General features: G+C 51.0%; 18 protein-coding genes and 1 riboswitch. Of the genes, 12 read left to right on the forward strand and 6 right to left on the reverse strand.

All coding sequences use genetic code 11. The features are described 5' to 3' along the window. Positions 1–18: 18 nt before the first annotated feature. Positions 19–474, reverse strand: a complete 456-nt coding sequence (gene dut / locus EOE65_RS17440) for a dUTP diphosphatase (RefSeq protein WP_127696123.1) — start codon at positions 472–474, stop codon at positions 19–21. After that, positions 471–1,676 (reverse strand): bifunctional phosphopantothenoylcysteine decarboxylase/phosphopantothenate--cysteine ligase CoaBC, encoded by a 1,206-nt coding sequence (gene coaBC / locus EOE65_RS17445; RefSeq protein ID WP_127696126.1) that lies wholly within the window; start codon positions 1,674–1,676, stop codon positions 471–473. The genes dut and coaBC overlap by 4 nt, the downstream gene beginning before the upstream one ends. A 120-nt stretch (positions 1,677–1,796) precedes the next feature. Between coaBC and radC the strand changes: the two genes are divergently transcribed. The 3 genes from radC (at position 1,797) to rpmG (ending at position 3,113) form a co-directional block, all read left to right on the forward strand. Beyond that, the gene (gene radC / locus EOE65_RS17450) at positions 1,797–2,471 is read left to right on the forward strand and encodes a RadC family protein (RefSeq protein WP_127696128.1); all 675 of its coding nucleotides are present in this window, start codon (positions 1,797–1,799) and stop codon (positions 2,469–2,471) included. 221 nt (positions 2,472–2,692) lie between these two features. Next, entirely contained in the window at positions 2,693–2,929 is a 237-nt protein-coding gene (gene rpmB / locus EOE65_RS17455) for a 50S ribosomal protein L28 (protein WP_127696130.1), read from the forward strand. Positions 2,930–2,942: 13 nt separating this feature from the next. After that, complete coding sequence (gene rpmG, locus EOE65_RS17460) at positions 2,943–3,113, forward strand: 50S ribosomal protein L33 (RefSeq protein WP_127696132.1); 171 nt, start codon at positions 2,943–2,945, stop codon at positions 3,111–3,113. Positions 3,114–3,200: 87 nt separating this feature from the next. On the opposite strand, the gene EOE65_RS17465 is transcribed toward rpmG, so the two are convergent. Continuing rightward, positions 3,201–4,598: an aminotransferase-like domain-containing protein gene (locus tag EOE65_RS17465; RefSeq protein WP_127696134.1), complete on the reverse strand. Its 1,398-nt coding sequence runs from the start codon at positions 4,596–4,598 to the stop codon at positions 3,201–3,203. Between the two features lie 151 nt (positions 4,599–4,749). Here EOE65_RS17465 and EOE65_RS17470 point away from each other — a divergent pair, with 151 nt between their 5' ends. The 7 genes from EOE65_RS17470 to EOE65_RS17500 all read left to right on the forward strand — a co-directional run bounded on the left by EOE65_RS17470 (position 4,750) and on the right by EOE65_RS17500 (position 11,876). Beyond that, positions 4,750–5,637, forward strand: a complete 888-nt coding sequence (locus EOE65_RS17470; RefSeq protein WP_127696136.1) for a DMT family transporter — start codon at positions 4,750–4,752, stop codon at positions 5,635–5,637. A 9-nt stretch (positions 5,638–5,646) separates the two neighbouring features. Then, positions 5,647–6,459 (forward strand): bifunctional DNA-formamidopyrimidine glycosylase/DNA-(apurinic or apyrimidinic site) lyase, encoded by an 813-nt coding sequence (gene mutM, locus EOE65_RS17475; protein WP_127696138.1) that lies wholly within the window; start codon positions 5,647–5,649, stop codon positions 6,457–6,459. 96 nt (positions 6,460–6,555) lie between these two features. Then, positions 6,556–7,098 (forward strand): phosphatase PAP2 family protein, encoded by a 543-nt coding sequence (locus EOE65_RS17480; RefSeq protein WP_164847155.1) that lies wholly within the window; start codon positions 6,556–6,558, stop codon positions 7,096–7,098. Then, positions 7,095–8,141, forward strand: coding sequence for a glycosyltransferase family protein (locus EOE65_RS17485; RefSeq protein ID WP_127696140.1), 1,047 nt, complete (start codon positions 7,095–7,097; stop codon positions 8,139–8,141). The genes EOE65_RS17480 and EOE65_RS17485 overlap by 4 nt, the downstream gene beginning before the upstream one ends. Before the next feature lie 522 nt (positions 8,142–8,663). Beyond that, a riboswitch (TPP riboswitch) is annotated at positions 8,664–8,762 on the forward strand. A 71-nt stretch (positions 8,763–8,833) separates the two neighbouring features. Beyond that, a complete protein-coding gene (thiD, locus tag EOE65_RS17490) occupies positions 8,834–9,658 on the forward strand; it encodes a bifunctional hydroxymethylpyrimidine kinase/phosphomethylpyrimidine kinase (RefSeq protein ID WP_127696142.1) in 825 nt (274 codons plus the stop codon). Between the two features lie 46 nt (positions 9,659–9,704). Further along, the gene (gene thiC, locus EOE65_RS17495; RefSeq protein ID WP_240657034.1) at positions 9,705–11,582 is read left to right on the forward strand and encodes a phosphomethylpyrimidine synthase ThiC; all 1,878 of its coding nucleotides are present in this window, start codon (positions 9,705–9,707) and stop codon (positions 11,580–11,582) included. Between the two features lie 63 nt (positions 11,583–11,645). Further along, entirely contained in the window at positions 11,646–11,876 is a 231-nt protein-coding gene (locus EOE65_RS17500) for a hypothetical protein (RefSeq protein WP_127696144.1), read from the forward strand. A gap of 6 nt (positions 11,877–11,882) precedes the next feature. On the opposite strand, the gene EOE65_RS17505 is transcribed toward EOE65_RS17500, so the two are convergent. Continuing rightward, complete coding sequence (locus EOE65_RS17505) at positions 11,883–12,071, reverse strand: anti-sigma factor family protein (RefSeq protein ID WP_127696146.1); 189 nt, start codon at positions 12,069–12,071, stop codon at positions 11,883–11,885. Continuing rightward, positions 12,068–12,637 (reverse strand): sigma-70 family RNA polymerase sigma factor, encoded by a 570-nt coding sequence (locus tag EOE65_RS17510; protein ID WP_127696148.1) that lies wholly within the window; start codon positions 12,635–12,637, stop codon positions 12,068–12,070. The genes EOE65_RS17505 and EOE65_RS17510 overlap by 4 nt, the downstream gene beginning before the upstream one ends. Before the next feature lie 246 nt (positions 12,638–12,883). Between EOE65_RS17510 and EOE65_RS17515 the strand changes: the two genes are divergently transcribed. Then, positions 12,884–14,446, forward strand: a complete 1,563-nt coding sequence (locus EOE65_RS17515; protein ID WP_164847156.1) for a methyl-accepting chemotaxis protein — start codon at positions 12,884–12,886, stop codon at positions 14,444–14,446. Positions 14,447–14,509: 63 nt separating this feature from the next. Beyond that, positions 14,510–15,151, forward strand: a complete 642-nt coding sequence (locus tag EOE65_RS17520) for an MBL fold metallo-hydrolase (protein ID WP_127696153.1) — start codon at positions 14,510–14,512, stop codon at positions 15,149–15,151. 19 nt (positions 15,152–15,170) lie between these two features. On the opposite strand, the gene pfkA is transcribed toward EOE65_RS17520, so the two are convergent. After that, on the reverse strand, positions 15,171–16,178 hold the full coding sequence (gene pfkA, locus EOE65_RS17525) for a 6-phosphofructokinase (protein ID WP_127696155.1): 1,008 nt from the start codon (positions 16,176–16,178) through the stop codon (positions 15,171–15,173). Positions 16,179–16,411: the final 233 nt, after the last annotated feature.

Below are 16,411 nucleotides of genomic sequence, written 5' to 3' on the forward strand. Positions count from 1 at the left end.
GTCCTTGGTTAAGAGGGGTTATGCGCGTCCAGAGGAACCGAAACCGCCGGCACCGCGCTCGGAGTCTGAGAACTCATCCACAATATCAAAGCTTGCCTGAACAACAGGCACGAGCACGAGCTGGGCGATACGCTCGCCCGGTTCGATGGTGAAGGTTGTTGCACCACGGTTCCAGCAGGATACAAATAGCTGACCTTGGTAGTCTGAGTCGATCAGACCCACGAGGTTGCCCAGAACAATGCCATGCTTATGGCCTAAACCCGAGCGAGGCAGGATCATCGCGCACAGGCTTGGGTCTTCGATATGGATTGCCATACCGGTGGGAATCAGCTCTGTTTGGCCTGGCTCAAGTGTGAGTGGTGCATCCAGACAGGCGCGCAGGTCAAGACCCGCTGAGCCGGGTGTTGCATAAGCCGGTAATGGAAATTCAGAGCCGATACGGCTATCGAGAATCTTTACTTGTAGCTGTTTCATTGTGTTGTCTTATATTGGTGAGCGATCTGCTCAATCAGTTGATTGGCGAGCTGGCGCTTGCCGGTTTGTGCAATAGCTGTTTCGGTATCGTGAGTGACCACCGTGACGGCGTTCTCGTCGGAATTGAAGCCGATGCCCGCTTGGGAGACATCATTGGCGATAATCATGTCGAGCTTCTTGCGTTGCAGTTTGCCGCGTGCGTAGCTGATCACATCTTGTGTTTCGGCGGCGAACCCTACCGTAAAGGGGCGCTGCGGCGCGCTGGCTACGGTGGCAACGATGTCGGGGTTCTTCACCAAGTGAAGCTCCATAATCTCTTCGTTACCTTTCTTGATTTTGTGCTCGGCGACAGAGGTTGGGCGGTAATCCGCCACCGCTGCGCAGGCGATGAAAATATCACAGTGCTCCAGTGTGCTTTGTGCTGCATCCAGCATATCGAGCGCGCTGGTAATATCGATGCGTTTTACGTGCGCTGGCGTTGCTAAGTTGACCGGCCCACTAATTAACGTGACCTCGGCACCGGCGTTCATTGCGGCTTCTGCAAGCGCGAAGCCCATCTTGCCAGAGCTATGGTTGGAGATATAACGCACGGGATCTAATGGCTCACGGGTAGGGCCTGCGGTAATCACTACGCGACGTCCTGCAAGGCTACCTGTGTCAAAACGATCAGCGATGTGATCGAGCAGCTGTAAAGGTTCCATCATGCGGCCTGGGCCAGTATCACCGCAGGCTTGCTCGCCCTCAGCGGGGCCCCACAGGGTGATGCCATCTAGCTGCAGCTGTTTTGCGTTTTGCTGGGTTTGTGGTGCGCGCCACATGGCTTGGTTCATCGCAGGGGCTAAGCAAATCGGCGCATCGGTTGCAAGGCAGATAGTTGTGAGGAGGTCATTGCCCATCCCCGCAGCTAAGCGGGCCATAAAGTCGGCACTCGCCGGTGCGATTACAAGCAGATCAGCCCACTTTGCCAACTCAATATGTCCCATACCGGCTTCGGCTTCCGGGTTGAGCAGCTCCAAATGCACAGGGTTGCCGGACAGTGCTTGCAGCGTCAACGGTGTAATGAACTCCGTTGCCGCCGGCGTCATTACAACACGAACGTCAGCGCCTGCGCCTTTGAGTGCGCGCACTAGCTCAGCACTTTTGTACGCGGCGATCCCGCCCGTGATTCCAAGTACGATCTGTTTGTTTGTTAGTCTGTGCATACCTTGCAATACCCGTTATTACGCAACTGCGTTCAAGCGGTGTAAGATACCACTTTGCGAAAATCTTGCGTAGAGCACACAAGATTTTTCATCTGCCATTGCTGCACAAGGAGGTGTTTTATGGCGATTAGTGACTGGCCCGCTGAAGAGCGGCCACGAGAAAAGTTGTTACTGCAAGGTCCTGCGGCTCTATCGGACGCCGAACTGCTGGCCATTTTTCTGCGTACCGGCGTTAAAGGTGTCAGTGCTGTTGATCTTGCACGCAACTTGTTACAGGAGTTTGGCGGTTTAAGACCTTTGTTGGAGAGCTCGCAAACTGAGTTTTGCACCGCGCAAGGATTGGGTGCTGCGAAATACGCTCAACTGCAAGCGGTACTTGAGATGGGGCGTCGTCACTTGCAGGCGCTGCTTGAGAAAGGCGAGCAGATGAGCAACCCGGCGCTGGTTAAGCACTATCTCACTGCGCAACTGCGGCATCATCAGCGTGAGGTGTTTGCGTGTCTCTTTCTGGATAATCGTCACCGTGTTTTGCGCTTTGAACCGTTGTTCTTCGGTACAATCAACGCGGCTTCTGTCTATCCGCGGGAAGTGGTTAAACGTGCGTTAGCCTGTAACGCCGCCGCGGTTATTTTAAGCCATAATCACCCATCGGGTGTGGCAGAGCCTTCGATGGCTGATCAGCAGATTACAGAACGCTTAGCGGCGGCGCTGGCGCTCGTTGATGTTACGGTGCTGGATCATATTGTGGTGGGGGATGAACACGCCGTCTCTTTTGCTGAACGTGGCCTAATGTAGAGGCCTGCTTTGAGTATCAGTGAGCTGAGCGTTCTACAATTAAGCGTTTGAGTAAATTAGTGTTGGTAATCACTGATGCTTTTCTATACACTTATGCGCCTTCTGTTCATGGTACGGGATATTTGTCTTCAGTACAGACGCTCCGCCTGAGGCTAGCTCGGTTTTATCTAGCCAATAGACAGCTGAATAGAAGTGATTTTAACCGTTAGAGGCTTATTAAAATGGCTAAAGTTTGTATGGTTACTGGCAAGCGCCCAGTAACGGGAAATAACGTTTCCCACTCACAACGCAAAACGCGTCGTCGTTTTCTACCAAACCTGCACTGGCACCGTTTCTGGGTAGAGAGCGAAAACAAATTCGTTCGTCTGCGTGTATCTTCTAAAGGTATGCGTATCATTGATAAGAAGGGTATCGACACAGTTCTTGCTGAACTGCGTGCCCGTGGTGAGAAAGTTTAAGAGGAGCTAGACGATGGCGGCTAAAGGTAATCGTGAGAAGATCCGTCTGGTTTCATCTGCCGGAACAGGTCACTTCTACACTACAGACAAAAACAAGCGTAACATGCCTGAAAAATTCCAGATCAAAAAGTTTGATCCGGTTGTTCGCAAGCACGTTATCTACAAAGAAGCTAAGATCAAGTAAGATCTTTGCTCTCTGAAAAAACCGGCTTAGGCCGGTTTTTTTGTGCCCGCTATTTATCCCCCTGCCTGAAACGCTGGCCGTTTTGTCCTAGGTGGCCTCTGTTATGAGTTGGCCAACCCTCTCCAATGCTTGCATCTGCTCGCCGCTTCGATTGAAGAGCGCAAAGTTAAGCCGGATACAGTGTTTAAACTGTCCTAGCGTGCCAAATAAACTCCCCGGAGTTAAGCTGATGCCATGCTCTTTGGCCTCCAAGTAGATACGGTCACCATCGCACGTCTCGGGGAGTTGCAGCCAGCAGAGAAAACCACCTTGTGGCGGTATGACTTGTACTTCTGGTGCTAGCGTATTGGCTAATGCGTCAAGAAACTCACAACGTTTTTGGCGATAGCGCCCCTGAAGGTGTTTGAGGTGGCGGGGATAGTTAGCGGAGCTAAGCCAATCGGCGGCGGCATGTTGCATGATGCCTGAGGTTGCTAATGTCGTGACGTATTTGAGGTAGTTGACCTGATCAAAGTAACGCCCTGCTGCGATCCATCCTAAGCGTAAACTAGGATCTAATATCTTAGAGAAGGAGTTGCATAGCATAACGCGCCCATCGGTATCGAGTGCTTTGAGGGTGCTATTGCGTTGACTGTGGTGAATTAACGAGCCAAATACATCATCTTCGATAACGGCGAGATCATATTGGTTGGCGAGAGCCAATAAACGCCGCTTATTGGCTTCGGGCATGATGAAGCCGGTTGGGTTGTTCGCGTTGGGGTTTAAGACGATCGCTTTGGTTGACCAGCTTTTTAGCGCGCTTTCGAGTGCGTGAAGGCAGATGCCTTCGGCATCGCTAGGGATCTCAATAACATTGAGGCCCAGCGCTTCAAGGCATTGTAAGGTGCCATAAAAGCACGGCGATTCGACGATGACATTGTCCCCTGGTGAGGTGACGACGCGCAGCGCGAGCGATATCGCCTCTTGCGCTCCGTTGGTGATGATCACCTCCTCTTTATCTATCTCCTGAGTACCACTGTGCGTGCGTAGAGCAATCTGCTCGCGCAGTGCCGCCAGCCCGGGTGGTGATTCATGAAAGGTGTAGACCGCATCGCTCGATTGAGTTTCGCGGCGCACCGCGCGGCTAAGGGTCTTAAAAAACTCCTTACGTCCATTGAGTGTGGTGTCTGGATTTGCGCTACCGAAGACTACGCGTGCTTCACGCTGAGCGGGGCCGATAATATCGAGCGCCGTTGCGCCGAGGACTACGGGTCTGGGCGGATGAGGTTTGGCAGGCACCGACTGAACGAGTTCAAAGCCGCGGCGCGGCACAGCGCGAATCACATGTTTCGCTTCAAGCAGTTGATAGGCGTGAAGAACCGTGTTCTTGCTAACGCCCAAGCTTTGCGAGAGGGCGCGAACAGAGGGTAAAAAACGGTTATGTTGCCATGCGCCTTGGGCGGCTCGTTGTTCGATGTAATCAACTACGCGTTGGTATGCTTTCATGACTTGGGTACAGATTAGACTTATGAGCTAAATATCTTAGCATTTGGTTTTTTGTGTACCCAATAAAAATGACGGCGCGTGTCACTTTCCTGAACTGCTGACTTTGCTCTAGGCTTGCACTATTCGAAGATTATTCAGAGTGTTGTTTGCTATGGAAGCGTTGAAAAGCCGCTTGGTTCCTTTTGTGCCGTTACTGTTTGTACTGCTATGGAGTACGGGGTTTATTGGGGCTAAGTATGGTTTACCGTACATCGAGCCGTTTTACTTCCTATTTATCCGGATGTTGGCGACGCTGGCGGTCTTTTTTGTGCTGATCTTGTGGCTTAGAGCTGCATGGCCGAGCCTCGCGCAAAGTGCGCATCAAATGGTGACCGGAAGTTTGGTACATGCAGGTTATCTTGGGGGGGTATTTGCTGCGATTAATTGGGATATGCCCGCAGGTATTACCGCAATTATCGTTGGGCTGCAGCCGCTGTTAACTGCACTGATCGGACGTTTTTGGCTGCAGCAGCCGCTATCACGTTTACAGCTGGCTGGTTTGTTGTGCGGTTTATGTGGTGTATCGCTGGTGGTTGGGGCTGGGCAGGATTTGTCGAACATCCAGTTAAGGCCCGAGGCGCTAGCGGCTGCGTTAGTTGCGTTGTTTGCGATCTCGATCGGCACGCTTTATCAGAAGCGTTTTGGTGGTGGCGTCAATCTGGTGGCCGGCTCCTTTTACCAATACTTGGCAACGGCACTATGGATGGGTGTGCTCGCCTTTAGCTTTGAGTCGCGCGAGGTGGTGTGGTCAAGCGAGTTGATCTTGGCGTTGGCGTGGTTGGTGTTCGGGTTGTCAGTAGCGGCCATTTTGCTGCTGATGTATATGATTCGAGAGGGGGAGTCGGCACGTGTGGCAAGCTACTTTTATCTCGTGCCACCTGTCACCGTGCTCGAGGCGTGGCTGCTGTTTGAGGAGTCATTAGCGCCGCTATCGCTGGTGGGTATTGGTATCACCGTGCTTGGCGTGTATCTTGTGCTCAAACCGAGCCGTAAAGAGTAGGAATAATCAGTGCCTGAACTACCCGAGGTTGAAACAACTCGCCGTGGAATCGAGCCTCATATCAAGGGGCAGCGTATCGCTGAGTGCTATGTGCGCCAGCCATCATTACGGTGGCCGGTACCGGTGAGCGCGCTTGAAGCGATTAAAGGTGAACCCATTGAACGTGTTGAAAGACGTGGTAAGTACTTACAGCTCGTGACACCTGTGGGGGTTGTGTTGGTGCATCTGGGGATGTCGGGTAGCCTGCGGGTGCTGACTGAACCGCTGGCTGCGGGTAAGCATGATCATGTGGATATCTGTATGGAGAACGGGGCTATTCTGCGCCTTAACGATCCGCGCCGGTTTGGGAGTGTTTTGTGGGATGATCTTACGAAACTACATCCGTTATTGGCCGATTTAGGCCCTGAGCCACTGAGTGATGACTTTAGTGGCGATTACCTGTACCGCAGCGCAGCGAAGCGTCGGGTTGCGATTAAACAGCACATCATGAATAGCCAAGTGGTTGTAGGTGTAGGCAATATTTACGCGAATGAGGCGTTATTTCGGGCGGGTATCGACCCGCGCCGCCAAGCGGGGCGCATCTCTCATGAGCGTATGACGAGCTTGGTGGCTGAGATCAAGCAGGTTCTTGCTGCGGCGATTGAGCAGGGTGGAACGACGCTACGTGACTTTGTGAATAGTGAAGGCAAGCCGGGGTATTTTAAGCAGTCGCTCAACGTATATGGCCGTGGCGGTCAGCCTTGCGTCACCTGTGGAACAGCGCTTAGCGAGATCAGGCAGGGGCAGCGTGCCACCGTTTTTTGTGCAGATTGTCAGCGTTAGGTGAGTCATTAAAGCTTCAAATTCATGTAACAAAAGCGTCATTGCACTGATCGGATAATGCCTTAAACATCCTATCCTGATCAGGAGCTGCGGCGCGTGTTATCACTTCATCGTATTACGGCGCTTGATACGTCGGCGTTTCACTGGTTCCAAACTCATCGGCGTATGCATCGGCAGATTGCTGATCTGAGCCGCTGGGTATCCTCGTTAGGCGATGGTCTGCTTTATGCGCTTCTTGGTGCTGGGCTCGCGTTGCTCGAGCCAAACGCTGGGGAGTTGTTTCTATTCGTTGGGCTGCTAGCCTTTTTAATAGAACTGCCGCTTTACCTGCTGCTGAAAAATATCATTCGCCGTAATCGGCCTTGTGGCTTTGTGGTGAGTGATGCCGTGATTCAGCCCTCCGATCGTTTTAGCTTTCCCTCTGGTCATTCAGCAGCTGCGTTTGTCTTCGCTACACTTATCGCGACTTACTACCCCATGTTCGGAGAGCTCGCCTACTTTATGGCGATGCTGATTGGTTTGTCGCGAGTATTATTGGGGGTTCACTACCCCAGTGATATCGCCGCTGGCGCAGTGCTCGGTATTTTGTGTGCTGAGCTAGCGATTCAAGAGTGGGCGACGTTCTTGGTGTTGCTATGAGAGTGCTATATGGCGTTCAAGCTACTGGAAATGGCCATATTACACGTGCCAGAGTGATGGCTCCTGCCTTGGTCGCAGCCGGTGTTGAGGTTGACTATTTGTTTAGTGGTCGGCCTGCTGATCAGTTTTTCGATATGGAGTGTTTTGGCCATTTTGAAACGCGTAAGGGGCTAACTTTCAAGCTAGCTGATGGCGGGCGAGTCAACTTACTTGATACGCTGGTCAGTAATGATATTTGGCAGTTTCGGCGCGATACGCGCGCACTGGACCTTACCGATTATGATCTCGTGATCACTGACTTTGAGCCCATCAGTGCGTGGGCAGCAAAGCAGCAAGGTGTTCGAAGTATCGGTTTGGCACACCAGTATGCCTTTCTTAACCCTCTACCAGATGGCGGTTACTCTAAACTGTTGAAGCCTGGCATTAAGCTTTTTGCACCGGTTGATCTGGCTGTTGGTGTTCACTGGGACGCTTTTGGCGGTAACAACATTCCGCCTTTAATTGCAGAACCGAGTTTCGAGCCGAGTGACAATGAACGCGATATTCTGGTTTATCTGCCCTTTGAACAAAAGGCTACGCTCGAGCGCTTGTTCGCTTTTTTTCCGACGCATCGTTTCCACGTGTTTTGTCGATGTGACGCGGTACAGCCCTGCGCAAATGTGACCTACCACCCCTTGAGTCGACAGAGCTTTGAGCAGCATATGGCGCACAGCGGTGGTGTGATCTCTAACTGCGGGTTTGGTCTTGCTAGCGAGGCGTTGCAGTACGGTAAAAAGCTGTTATCGTTGCCAATGTCTGGTCAATGGGAGCAGCAGTCAAATGCCAAGATCTTAAGTGAGCTGGGTTTGGCAACCGTTGTATCATCTTGGGATATTGATACGCTTGGTGTCTGGTTAGCGCAGCCGAGCAGTGCGCCGATGGCCTTCAATCAAAGTGCGGGTGTTGTGGCACAGTGGATAGCGAATGGTGCGAAGGAGCCGGTTGTTGATATGGTCGATCGCATTTGGCCGGGTGATGCATTAAAGGTATCGGGGCTGCAATAAAAAAGGCCTCGCGATACAACAACGAGGCCTGCTTTCTGGTGTCCCTGTGCGGTTGATAGTTCCTTTGCCATCTTGGCTGACTCATCCTAAGCCTTTTCCGTCAGTCCTACTTCCTTTGCCGCCTTGTTACGCTCCGTGTCCGTTATCCTTGGCAGCACTCTTCCCTCAGCTCCGTTTGCTGAATACAGCTCAGCGTCCAGCTGGTCTATCATCCTGTACCGCGCCATTATCCTGTTTGTCAGAAAGTGATTCTGATAAAAAAGGCCTCACAATTCCTTTGCGAGGCCTTCCCTTTGGCTTCCATTTTCCTTGCAGTACCAAGGCTTCCTTGCTTACATCCTTGTGTCCTTTCTGCGGCCGGGGCCATCCTTTAATTCGTTCCATGAACAGGAGATCCACGTGAATCATTATGGCTGAGGTCCGAAAATTTAACATAGGAAAAAGTCCTAATTTTAAGACTTCGGTGTGAAAACTCTTTTGGACGCAATATAGACAGCCTGAACCGAACTACTTAAACTGGCGTAAATCTTGTCGGGGTGCTGAACTGACGTTTGGCTGAGATTAAACCCGTGGAACCTGATTCGGTTAGTGCCGACGTAGGAAATCGAGAGCATTTTATATGGTAAGTTGTATCGATCTGATCAGAGCTCCGCGTATAGCGAATATCTATGTTGCGGAGGCGTTGCTGTCAGATGTTATCCCCCTCTATCCCTAATGTGCTCACTATTGCTGGTTCAGACAGTGGTGGTGGTGCCGGTATTCAAGCTGATCTTAAAGCGATCTCTGCACGCGGTGCCTTCGGGCTCTCGGTGATTACTGCGCTGACCGCACAGAATACGTGTGGCGTCACTGGCGTTGAAGTGGTGTCGAGTGCCTTTGTAAAGGCGCAGCTCGATGCTGTTTTTGACGATATTGACGTTGCTGCCATCAAGACGGGCATGTTGGCCAACGCTGAAATTGTGGCAACTGTGGTCGATGTGCTGCGTGCGTTTCCAGCGATTCCATTAGTTGTTGATCCGGTGATGGTGGCAACCAGTGGTGACTTACTGCTGCATGAGCAAGCTGTCGATGCTGTCCGCTCGTCCCTGATACCCCTGGCAACGGTGATTACACCCAATATCCCAGAGACTGCAACCCTGTTGGGTTGGTCGGTTGAAAAGGTAACTAACGACCCAGAAGCGGCAGCACAGGCCCTGTGTAAACAGGGGGCTAGAGCGGTGCTTTTGAAAGGCGGACATGGTGAAGGTGATACAAGTACCGACCTGCTTTATATGCGAGGCCAGTCACTGGCACTCCAAGCTCCGCGTATTGGCACTACTAATACGCATGGTACGGGTTGTACATTGGCTTCAGCGCTTGCTGCAGAGCTCGCTCACGGGCGAGACTTATCGAGTGCAGTGACAGAGGCCAAAGAATATATAACGGCTGCGATCAACGCAGCAGATCAACTACATGTTGGACGCGGGCATGGTCCTGTGAACCACTTCTATCAGTTGTGGCAGTCCAAGCAACAATAAACAGAGCTTTTTTACAAAAGCCGCATTAGCCATAGTAGGTGTGATGATGACAGACAAAAAAGTATTGAGTCAGAGTGCAGAGGTCGATCAGAACTCTGTGCAGCCGTTTCCAAAGTCACGCAAAGTGTATGTTGAGGGTAGCCGCTCTGACATCCGTGTGCCAATGCGTGAGATCACGCTCGATGAAACGCCCACAGGTTTTGGTGGCGAGAGCAATGATCCGTTGTATGTTTACGATACCTCGGGCCCTTACACCGACCCTGCAGCAGATATTGACGTAAGAAAAGGTCTGCAGCCGTTACGTGAGAACTGGATTTTAGAGCGTGAAGATACAGAGCTGCTGGACGGGTTGAGCTCAGAGTATGGCCGCACGCGAGAAGCTGATCTTCGCTTAGATCACTTGCGCTTTGATCTGCAGCGCAAACCACGCCGTGCTAAAGCGGGCAAGAATGTCACGCAGTTGCACTATGCGCGTCAAGGCATCGTGACTCCAGAGATGGAATATATCGCGATTCGCGAGAATATGAAGCTAGCGAAAAGCAAAGCAGAAGGTAATGTGGTGGCGCAGCAACACCCAGGCCACAGCTTTGGTGCGCAGCTTCCAGAAGAGATCACGCCTGAGTTTGTACGTAAAGAGGTGGCGGAAGGCCGCGCGATCATCCCATGTAATATCAACCACCCAGAGCTAGAGCCGATGATTATCGGTCGTAACTTCTTGGTGAAGATTAACGGTAATATCGGTAACTCGGCACTGACCTCTTCGATCGAAGAGGAAGTAGAGAAGATGACGTGGGGTACTCGCTGGGGTGCGGACACGATCATGGACCTCTCGACGGGTAAAAACATTCACGAAACTCGCGAGTGGATCGTACGTAACTCGCCAGTTCCTATCGGTACGGTGCCAATCTACCAAGCACTTGAGAAGGTTAGCGGTGTTGCAGAAGATCTAAGCTGGGAAGTGTTCCGCGATACGCTAATTGAGCAAGCAGAGCAGGGTGTGGACTACTTTACGATCCATGCGGGTGTATTGCTGCGTTATGTGCCAATGACGGCGAAACGTATGACGGGTATCGTGTCGCGTGGTGGCTCTATCATGGCGAAATGGTGCTTAGCGCATCACAAAGAGAACTTCCTTTACACGCACTTCCGTGAAATCTGTGAGATCTGTGCCGCTTATGATGTTGCCTTCTCGCTAGGTGACGGTTTACGTCCTGGTTCTGTCTACGACGCTAACGACGAAGCGCAGTTTGCTGAGCTGGAAACGCTGGGCGAATTGACGAAGATCGCTTGGGAGTATGACGTACAGGTGATGATCGAAGGCCCAGGCCATGTTCCTATGCATATGATCAAAGAGAACATGGATAAGCAGCTGAAAGAGTGCCACGAGGCGCCTTTCTATACGTTAGGCCCGTTGACGACTGATATCGCGCCTGGTTATGACCACATCACGTCAGGTATCGGAGCTGCCATGATTGGTTGGTACGGTTGTGCGATGTTGTGCTACGTAACACCGAAAGAGCACCTTGGCTTGCCAAACAAAGATGATGTGAAAACCGGCATCATTACTTACAAGATCGCCGCGCATGCTGCCGACTTGGCGAAAGGCCATCCAGGTGCTCAGATCCGCGACAATGCGATGTCGAAAGCGCGTTTCGAGTTCCGTTGGGAAGATCAGTTCAATATCGGTCTTGATCCTGATACTGCGCGTGCATATCACGATGAAACGCTGCCAAAAGAGTCGGCTAAAGTGGCGCACTTCTGCTCGATGTGTGGCCCTAAATTCTGCTCTATGAAGATCTCGCAAGAGGTGCGTGAGTTGGATGATGCGCAAGTGGCTGCGATTCATGCACAAGCGGACGAGGGTATGCGAGAGAAGTCGCAAGAGTTTAAAGAGACGGGCTCTAAGCTATATCATAAGCTCTAAGGTTTTTCTTAGGGTGACCCAAAAAGCCGCTTAGAGCGGCTTTTTTGTTTCGTGGAGAAATGTATGTCTGATGAGCTGATAAAGTACCTTGCTGTGGCTGCGTTGGTGCTATTTGCGTTTATTCCGGTAACTTATCAAACTATTCGGCAGCGCCGGCTTAACCCACCCCCTATGGCTAAGCATGACCGCAAACTGTTCAGATTGTGGCGCTCAGACCCTGAAGCGTATGAGCGCCAGTATGGCGAGATGGACAGGCAATATTTAGCGAAAAAAGCGGATAAAGAAAAACGCTAAAAGCGGCTATTTGGCGCTAAGCTCTTTATCGTGGCGCTGGTGACACCAGTCATGGATCGCGTTCAGGTGAGTATGGCAGCGGCGGCAGTTTTTGCACATCGCCATATGTACTTTTAGCATCGTCTTCTCTTTGAAGCTCAACGGCGTATCGAGCTGTTTTGACATCAAGTAGGATGCTTTTACACAGGACTTCATACAGCCTCTCCTTTCAAAAACCAGCCCTTCTCTAAACAACCGCGAAGCTTAAGCCGAGCGCGGTGCAAAATCGTCCAAACATTCTGTTCTGAAATATCTAGACAGTCGCAAATCTCGGTAGTTTCCAGATCCATCAACTCGCGCAGGGCAAAAACGCGCGCTGTGCTGGTGGGTAGGTGGAGTAGGCAAAAATCAAACACTTCCCAAAAATTGCTGCGCAAGTGCAGATCCTCTGGGCTGTGCCAATGGCTGGGCGCTGCATCTAAGTCCCAATGGCTACGCTCGTCGAACATGGAGTCGATATCGATCTCATCTTCGTCAGAGACGAAACGCTCGCGTTCACGCTTTGCACGACGAATATAGTCAACGAGCTTATTACGCAGAATGCTGTACACCCAAGTATCAAACTGCGCATTGCCTTGGTAGGTTGATAACCCCTCAAGGGCGCCGATCAGGGCATCCTGCACAAGATCTTCTGCATGACCTCTGTCTTGGACTTGAAGAAGTGTAAAAGCGATGAGCTTCGGGCGCAGAGCTTCAAACTGTTTTTCATAAGATGCTTGCATATCAGGCGCTTATCTTCCGGTGTTGTCTAGAGACACATTTTAGCAAAAGCTCTATTGCGTGTGCGGAATAATATGGCTGCATTGTTAATTTCTAGTGTGTATATCGGCCTCGTAGTGAGGTACTAGTGAGGTTACTTTTGATGTGAATCAATGCGCCCATCGCTATTTTTTGGGAGGAGGCCTGAGAAATATCTGCTACTTTTAAGGTGGCCGGTTTATAAGTTCACAGGATTCATGGATAGAGTTATGGCAAATTTTGGACTTACAGGAACGGAGGTCAAGATCCCACAGGGCAGTCGTCTGATCTCAACCACCGATCTCAAGGGGTCAATCACCTATGCAAACGAAGACTTCATCAAGGTTAGTGGCTTTACAAAAGAGGAGCTAATAGGCAGCCCTCACAATTTGGTTAGGCACAACTTTATGCCCAAGCTCGCGTTCCAAGACATGTGGGACGCACTGGGGTCAGGGGAAGCTTGGCGCGGCATCGTTGTGAATCGTTGTAAAGATGGCGGCTACTACTGGGTGGATGCCTACGTAACTCCCATTTATGTGGATGGCCAAAAAGTTGGCTACCAATCGGTGCGGGTAACACCCGATCCAAAGCTAGTTCAGCGCGCGGGCCAGTTGTACGAAAAGATTAATGCAGCGCAAGGTCGCTTTAGCATTAAAACATTTTCTATTGCGCCTACTGCCTTGGTGATTTTCTCGATACTGTCGTTACTCTTTGGCGGCTACCTTACGTTACAAGCGCCTTGGTATGTTGCTGGATTTTTTGCCCTCTTGCAGTTAACCGCTATTGTCGGCTTTAGCCACTTCTTCTGGCGCCCGATTCAGCATCTTGTTAATAGGTCACGTGCGATTGCCGATGCGCCGCTGGCACAGCACGTTTTCTCCCATCAGCGTAATGAGTTTGGGCAAATTGAGCTGGCGTTACAGATGGAGTCGGCACGGATGCATACGGTATTAGGCAGAATCGATGATTTTGCTGGGGAAGTGAGCGAGGTCGTTGGTCTTGTTGAGAACGCTGTCGGTGAGACTAGATCCGGTGTTTCTCAGCAAAACCATGAAACTGATATGGTCGCCGCTTCGGTCACCGAGCTGGCATCATCTGCAGTAGAGATCGCCCAGAATATGGTATCGACATCGAACGCTGTGCAAGATGCTAAAGGTAAAACGGCCCAAGGTGAGCAGGATTTAAAACAGGTGGTCAGTGCGATCCAAAGTGTTCATGAGCAAGTGTATTTGGCTGAAGCCGAATCAACAAAGTTAAAGCAGAGCACCGCTGAGATTGAGCAGGTCATCAGTGTGATAACTGAGATAGCCGAACAGACAAACCTGCTAGCGCTGAATGCAGCGATAGAAGCTGCCAGAGCAGGTGAGTATGGCCGTGGGTTTGCTGTGGTGGCTGATGAGGTGCGCACATTGGCTACTCGAACTAAAGACTCGACTTCCAGTGTCCAGCAAACGGTTAACAACATCGTCGGGTCGGTTGCTGAAGTCGTCAAAACACTCGAGATGTCGCGTGATCGGGTGCAACACAGCAGTGAGTTATCGGATAGCGTTAAGATCAGTTTCGACGAGCTGAGCCGCACCATTGATGAGATCGCAGAACGTTCGGTTGGGGTTGCTAGTGCCGCCGAAGAGCAGACCGCTGTCGTCGATGAGATCCAACGCAACGTAGAAATGCTTCGCCAGCGCAGTGATATGACAGCGCGTGCGTCAGATGATACGGATGCCGCCTCTCGCGAGCTACGAGATATGCAGCGTCAATTAGCGTCGATGGTGAAGGCGTTCGATAATCCCTAGGGTTGACCCATAAAAGGGAGTGCGCATAATCGAACTATCTAAACGTTGAACATTTGAGGCGCTATGAAGTTTTCAGTCGTACCGGTTACCGCTTTTCAGCAGAACTGCACCATTGCTTGGTGTGAACAAACATGCAAAGCAGCGGTGATTGATCCTGGTGGAGATATTAGCCAAATAACGAAAGTATTAGAGCAAAATGACTTAACCCTAGAGAAAATTTTGCTAACACATGGGCATATTGATCATGCTGGTGGTACAGCTGAGCTTGCTGCGCAATTTGGTGTACCGATAGAGGGGCCTCATCGCGGTGATAGTTTCTGGATAGAGCAGCTCGCACAGCAAAGCCAAATGTTTGGATTTCCTCAGGTTGAAAGTTTCGAGCCAACGCGTTGGTTAGAAGATGGCGATACCGTTTTAGTTGGTAACAGTGTGCTTCAAGTGCTTCACTGTCCGGGGCATACGCCAGGGCATGTCGTGTTTTATGATGCCGAGTCGAATGTTGCGCAAGTAGGGGATGTTTTATTCCAAGGCTCTATCGGGCGAACGGATTTCCCCGGGGGAAACCATGACGAGTTGCTTCACTCCATCACTGAAAAATTATTCGCTTTAGGCGATGGTGTGAGGTTCATCCCAGGACACGGGCCACAGTCAACACTCGGCCACGAGCGCAAGACCAATCCGTTTGTGGCAGGACGCCATGGTTAATTAATGTTTATTTGCGGTACTACTTGTGCAGTAGTGCCGCGATATCGAACAGCTTCCTATCTAGAACCTTCTTCTCTTCGATAACGCGTTGTAGCGGCACATCGACGATAGCTCCTTTGTGAACGCCAACCATGATGTCACTATAGCCTGCTAGTAGATACTCAACGGCAGCGGTGCCTAAGCAGGATGCTAACATTCGGTCATGCCCTGAAGGACTGCCCCCGCGCTGTATATGACCAAGTATCGAGATTTTAGGGTCTTGGCCTTGCGCTTTTAGCTGCGCAGCTAGGCGATGGGTAAGATCGGGATCTCGGCCTTCGGCAACAACGATTATGCCGCTAGAACCTTGTCCTTTGGAGTGGCGCTCCGCTAACGTAATACATAGATCGTGAAAGTCGAATGCGTATTCAGGTACGACGACCATCTCTGCGCCGCAAGCAATACCCACCTGTGTTGCGATAAACCCAGAGTTACGTCCCATCACTTCGACTAAAAAGAGGCGCTCGTGTGATCGGGCCGTATCCCGAATTCTATCAATCGCCTCTACTGCAGTATTTACGGCCGTGTCGAAGCCTATAGTGTCATCAGTGCCGGGAATGTCGTTATCGATCGTTCCGGGTAATCCAATCACCGGAATGCCGTGTTCCTGACACAATATATGTGCACCCGTCAGTGAGCCGTCTCCACCAATGACGACAAGAGCTTCGATTCCACGTGAACTCAAGTTACGCGCAGCAACGTCGCGAACAGATGGGTCGGAAAACTCAGGGCAGCGAGCGCTCTTTAAAACGGTGCCTCCTTTCTGAACGATATTTGTAACAGAGCGAGAACTCATCAAAGTGATATCATCCGACACCAAACCTTGATAGCCCCTGCGAACTCCAAAGACTTGCTTGACTCCGCTGTTTAATGCGGCGCGCACGATGCTGCGGATGGCTGGGTTCATCCCCGACGAGTCGCCGCCGCTTGTGAGTATGCCGACAGCGTTGTAGTGCTTCTCGGGTTTCAGATCAGGTATGGAAAGCATGATGGATACCTCGTCTTGTCGAAAGCGCGATCGTCGATACAGTGATAAACAGTATACGTTTTAAACGGTTACATTTATCAGAAAAGAAAAATTTCCACTTTTTTACAAATAAGTGTTGACGGCAGAAGGGAGGTCTCTATAATACGCCTCCACTCGCTGAGGGAGTCACCGAAAGGACGACAAAGACAACGAGTCATAACGAAGATAACGTGTTGTTTTAGAACATCTTTTTA

This window comes from Neptunomonas marina (assembly GCF_004005935.1).
Taxonomy (GTDB): Bacteria; Pseudomonadota; Gammaproteobacteria; order Pseudomonadales; family Balneatricaceae; genus Neptunomonas; species Neptunomonas marina.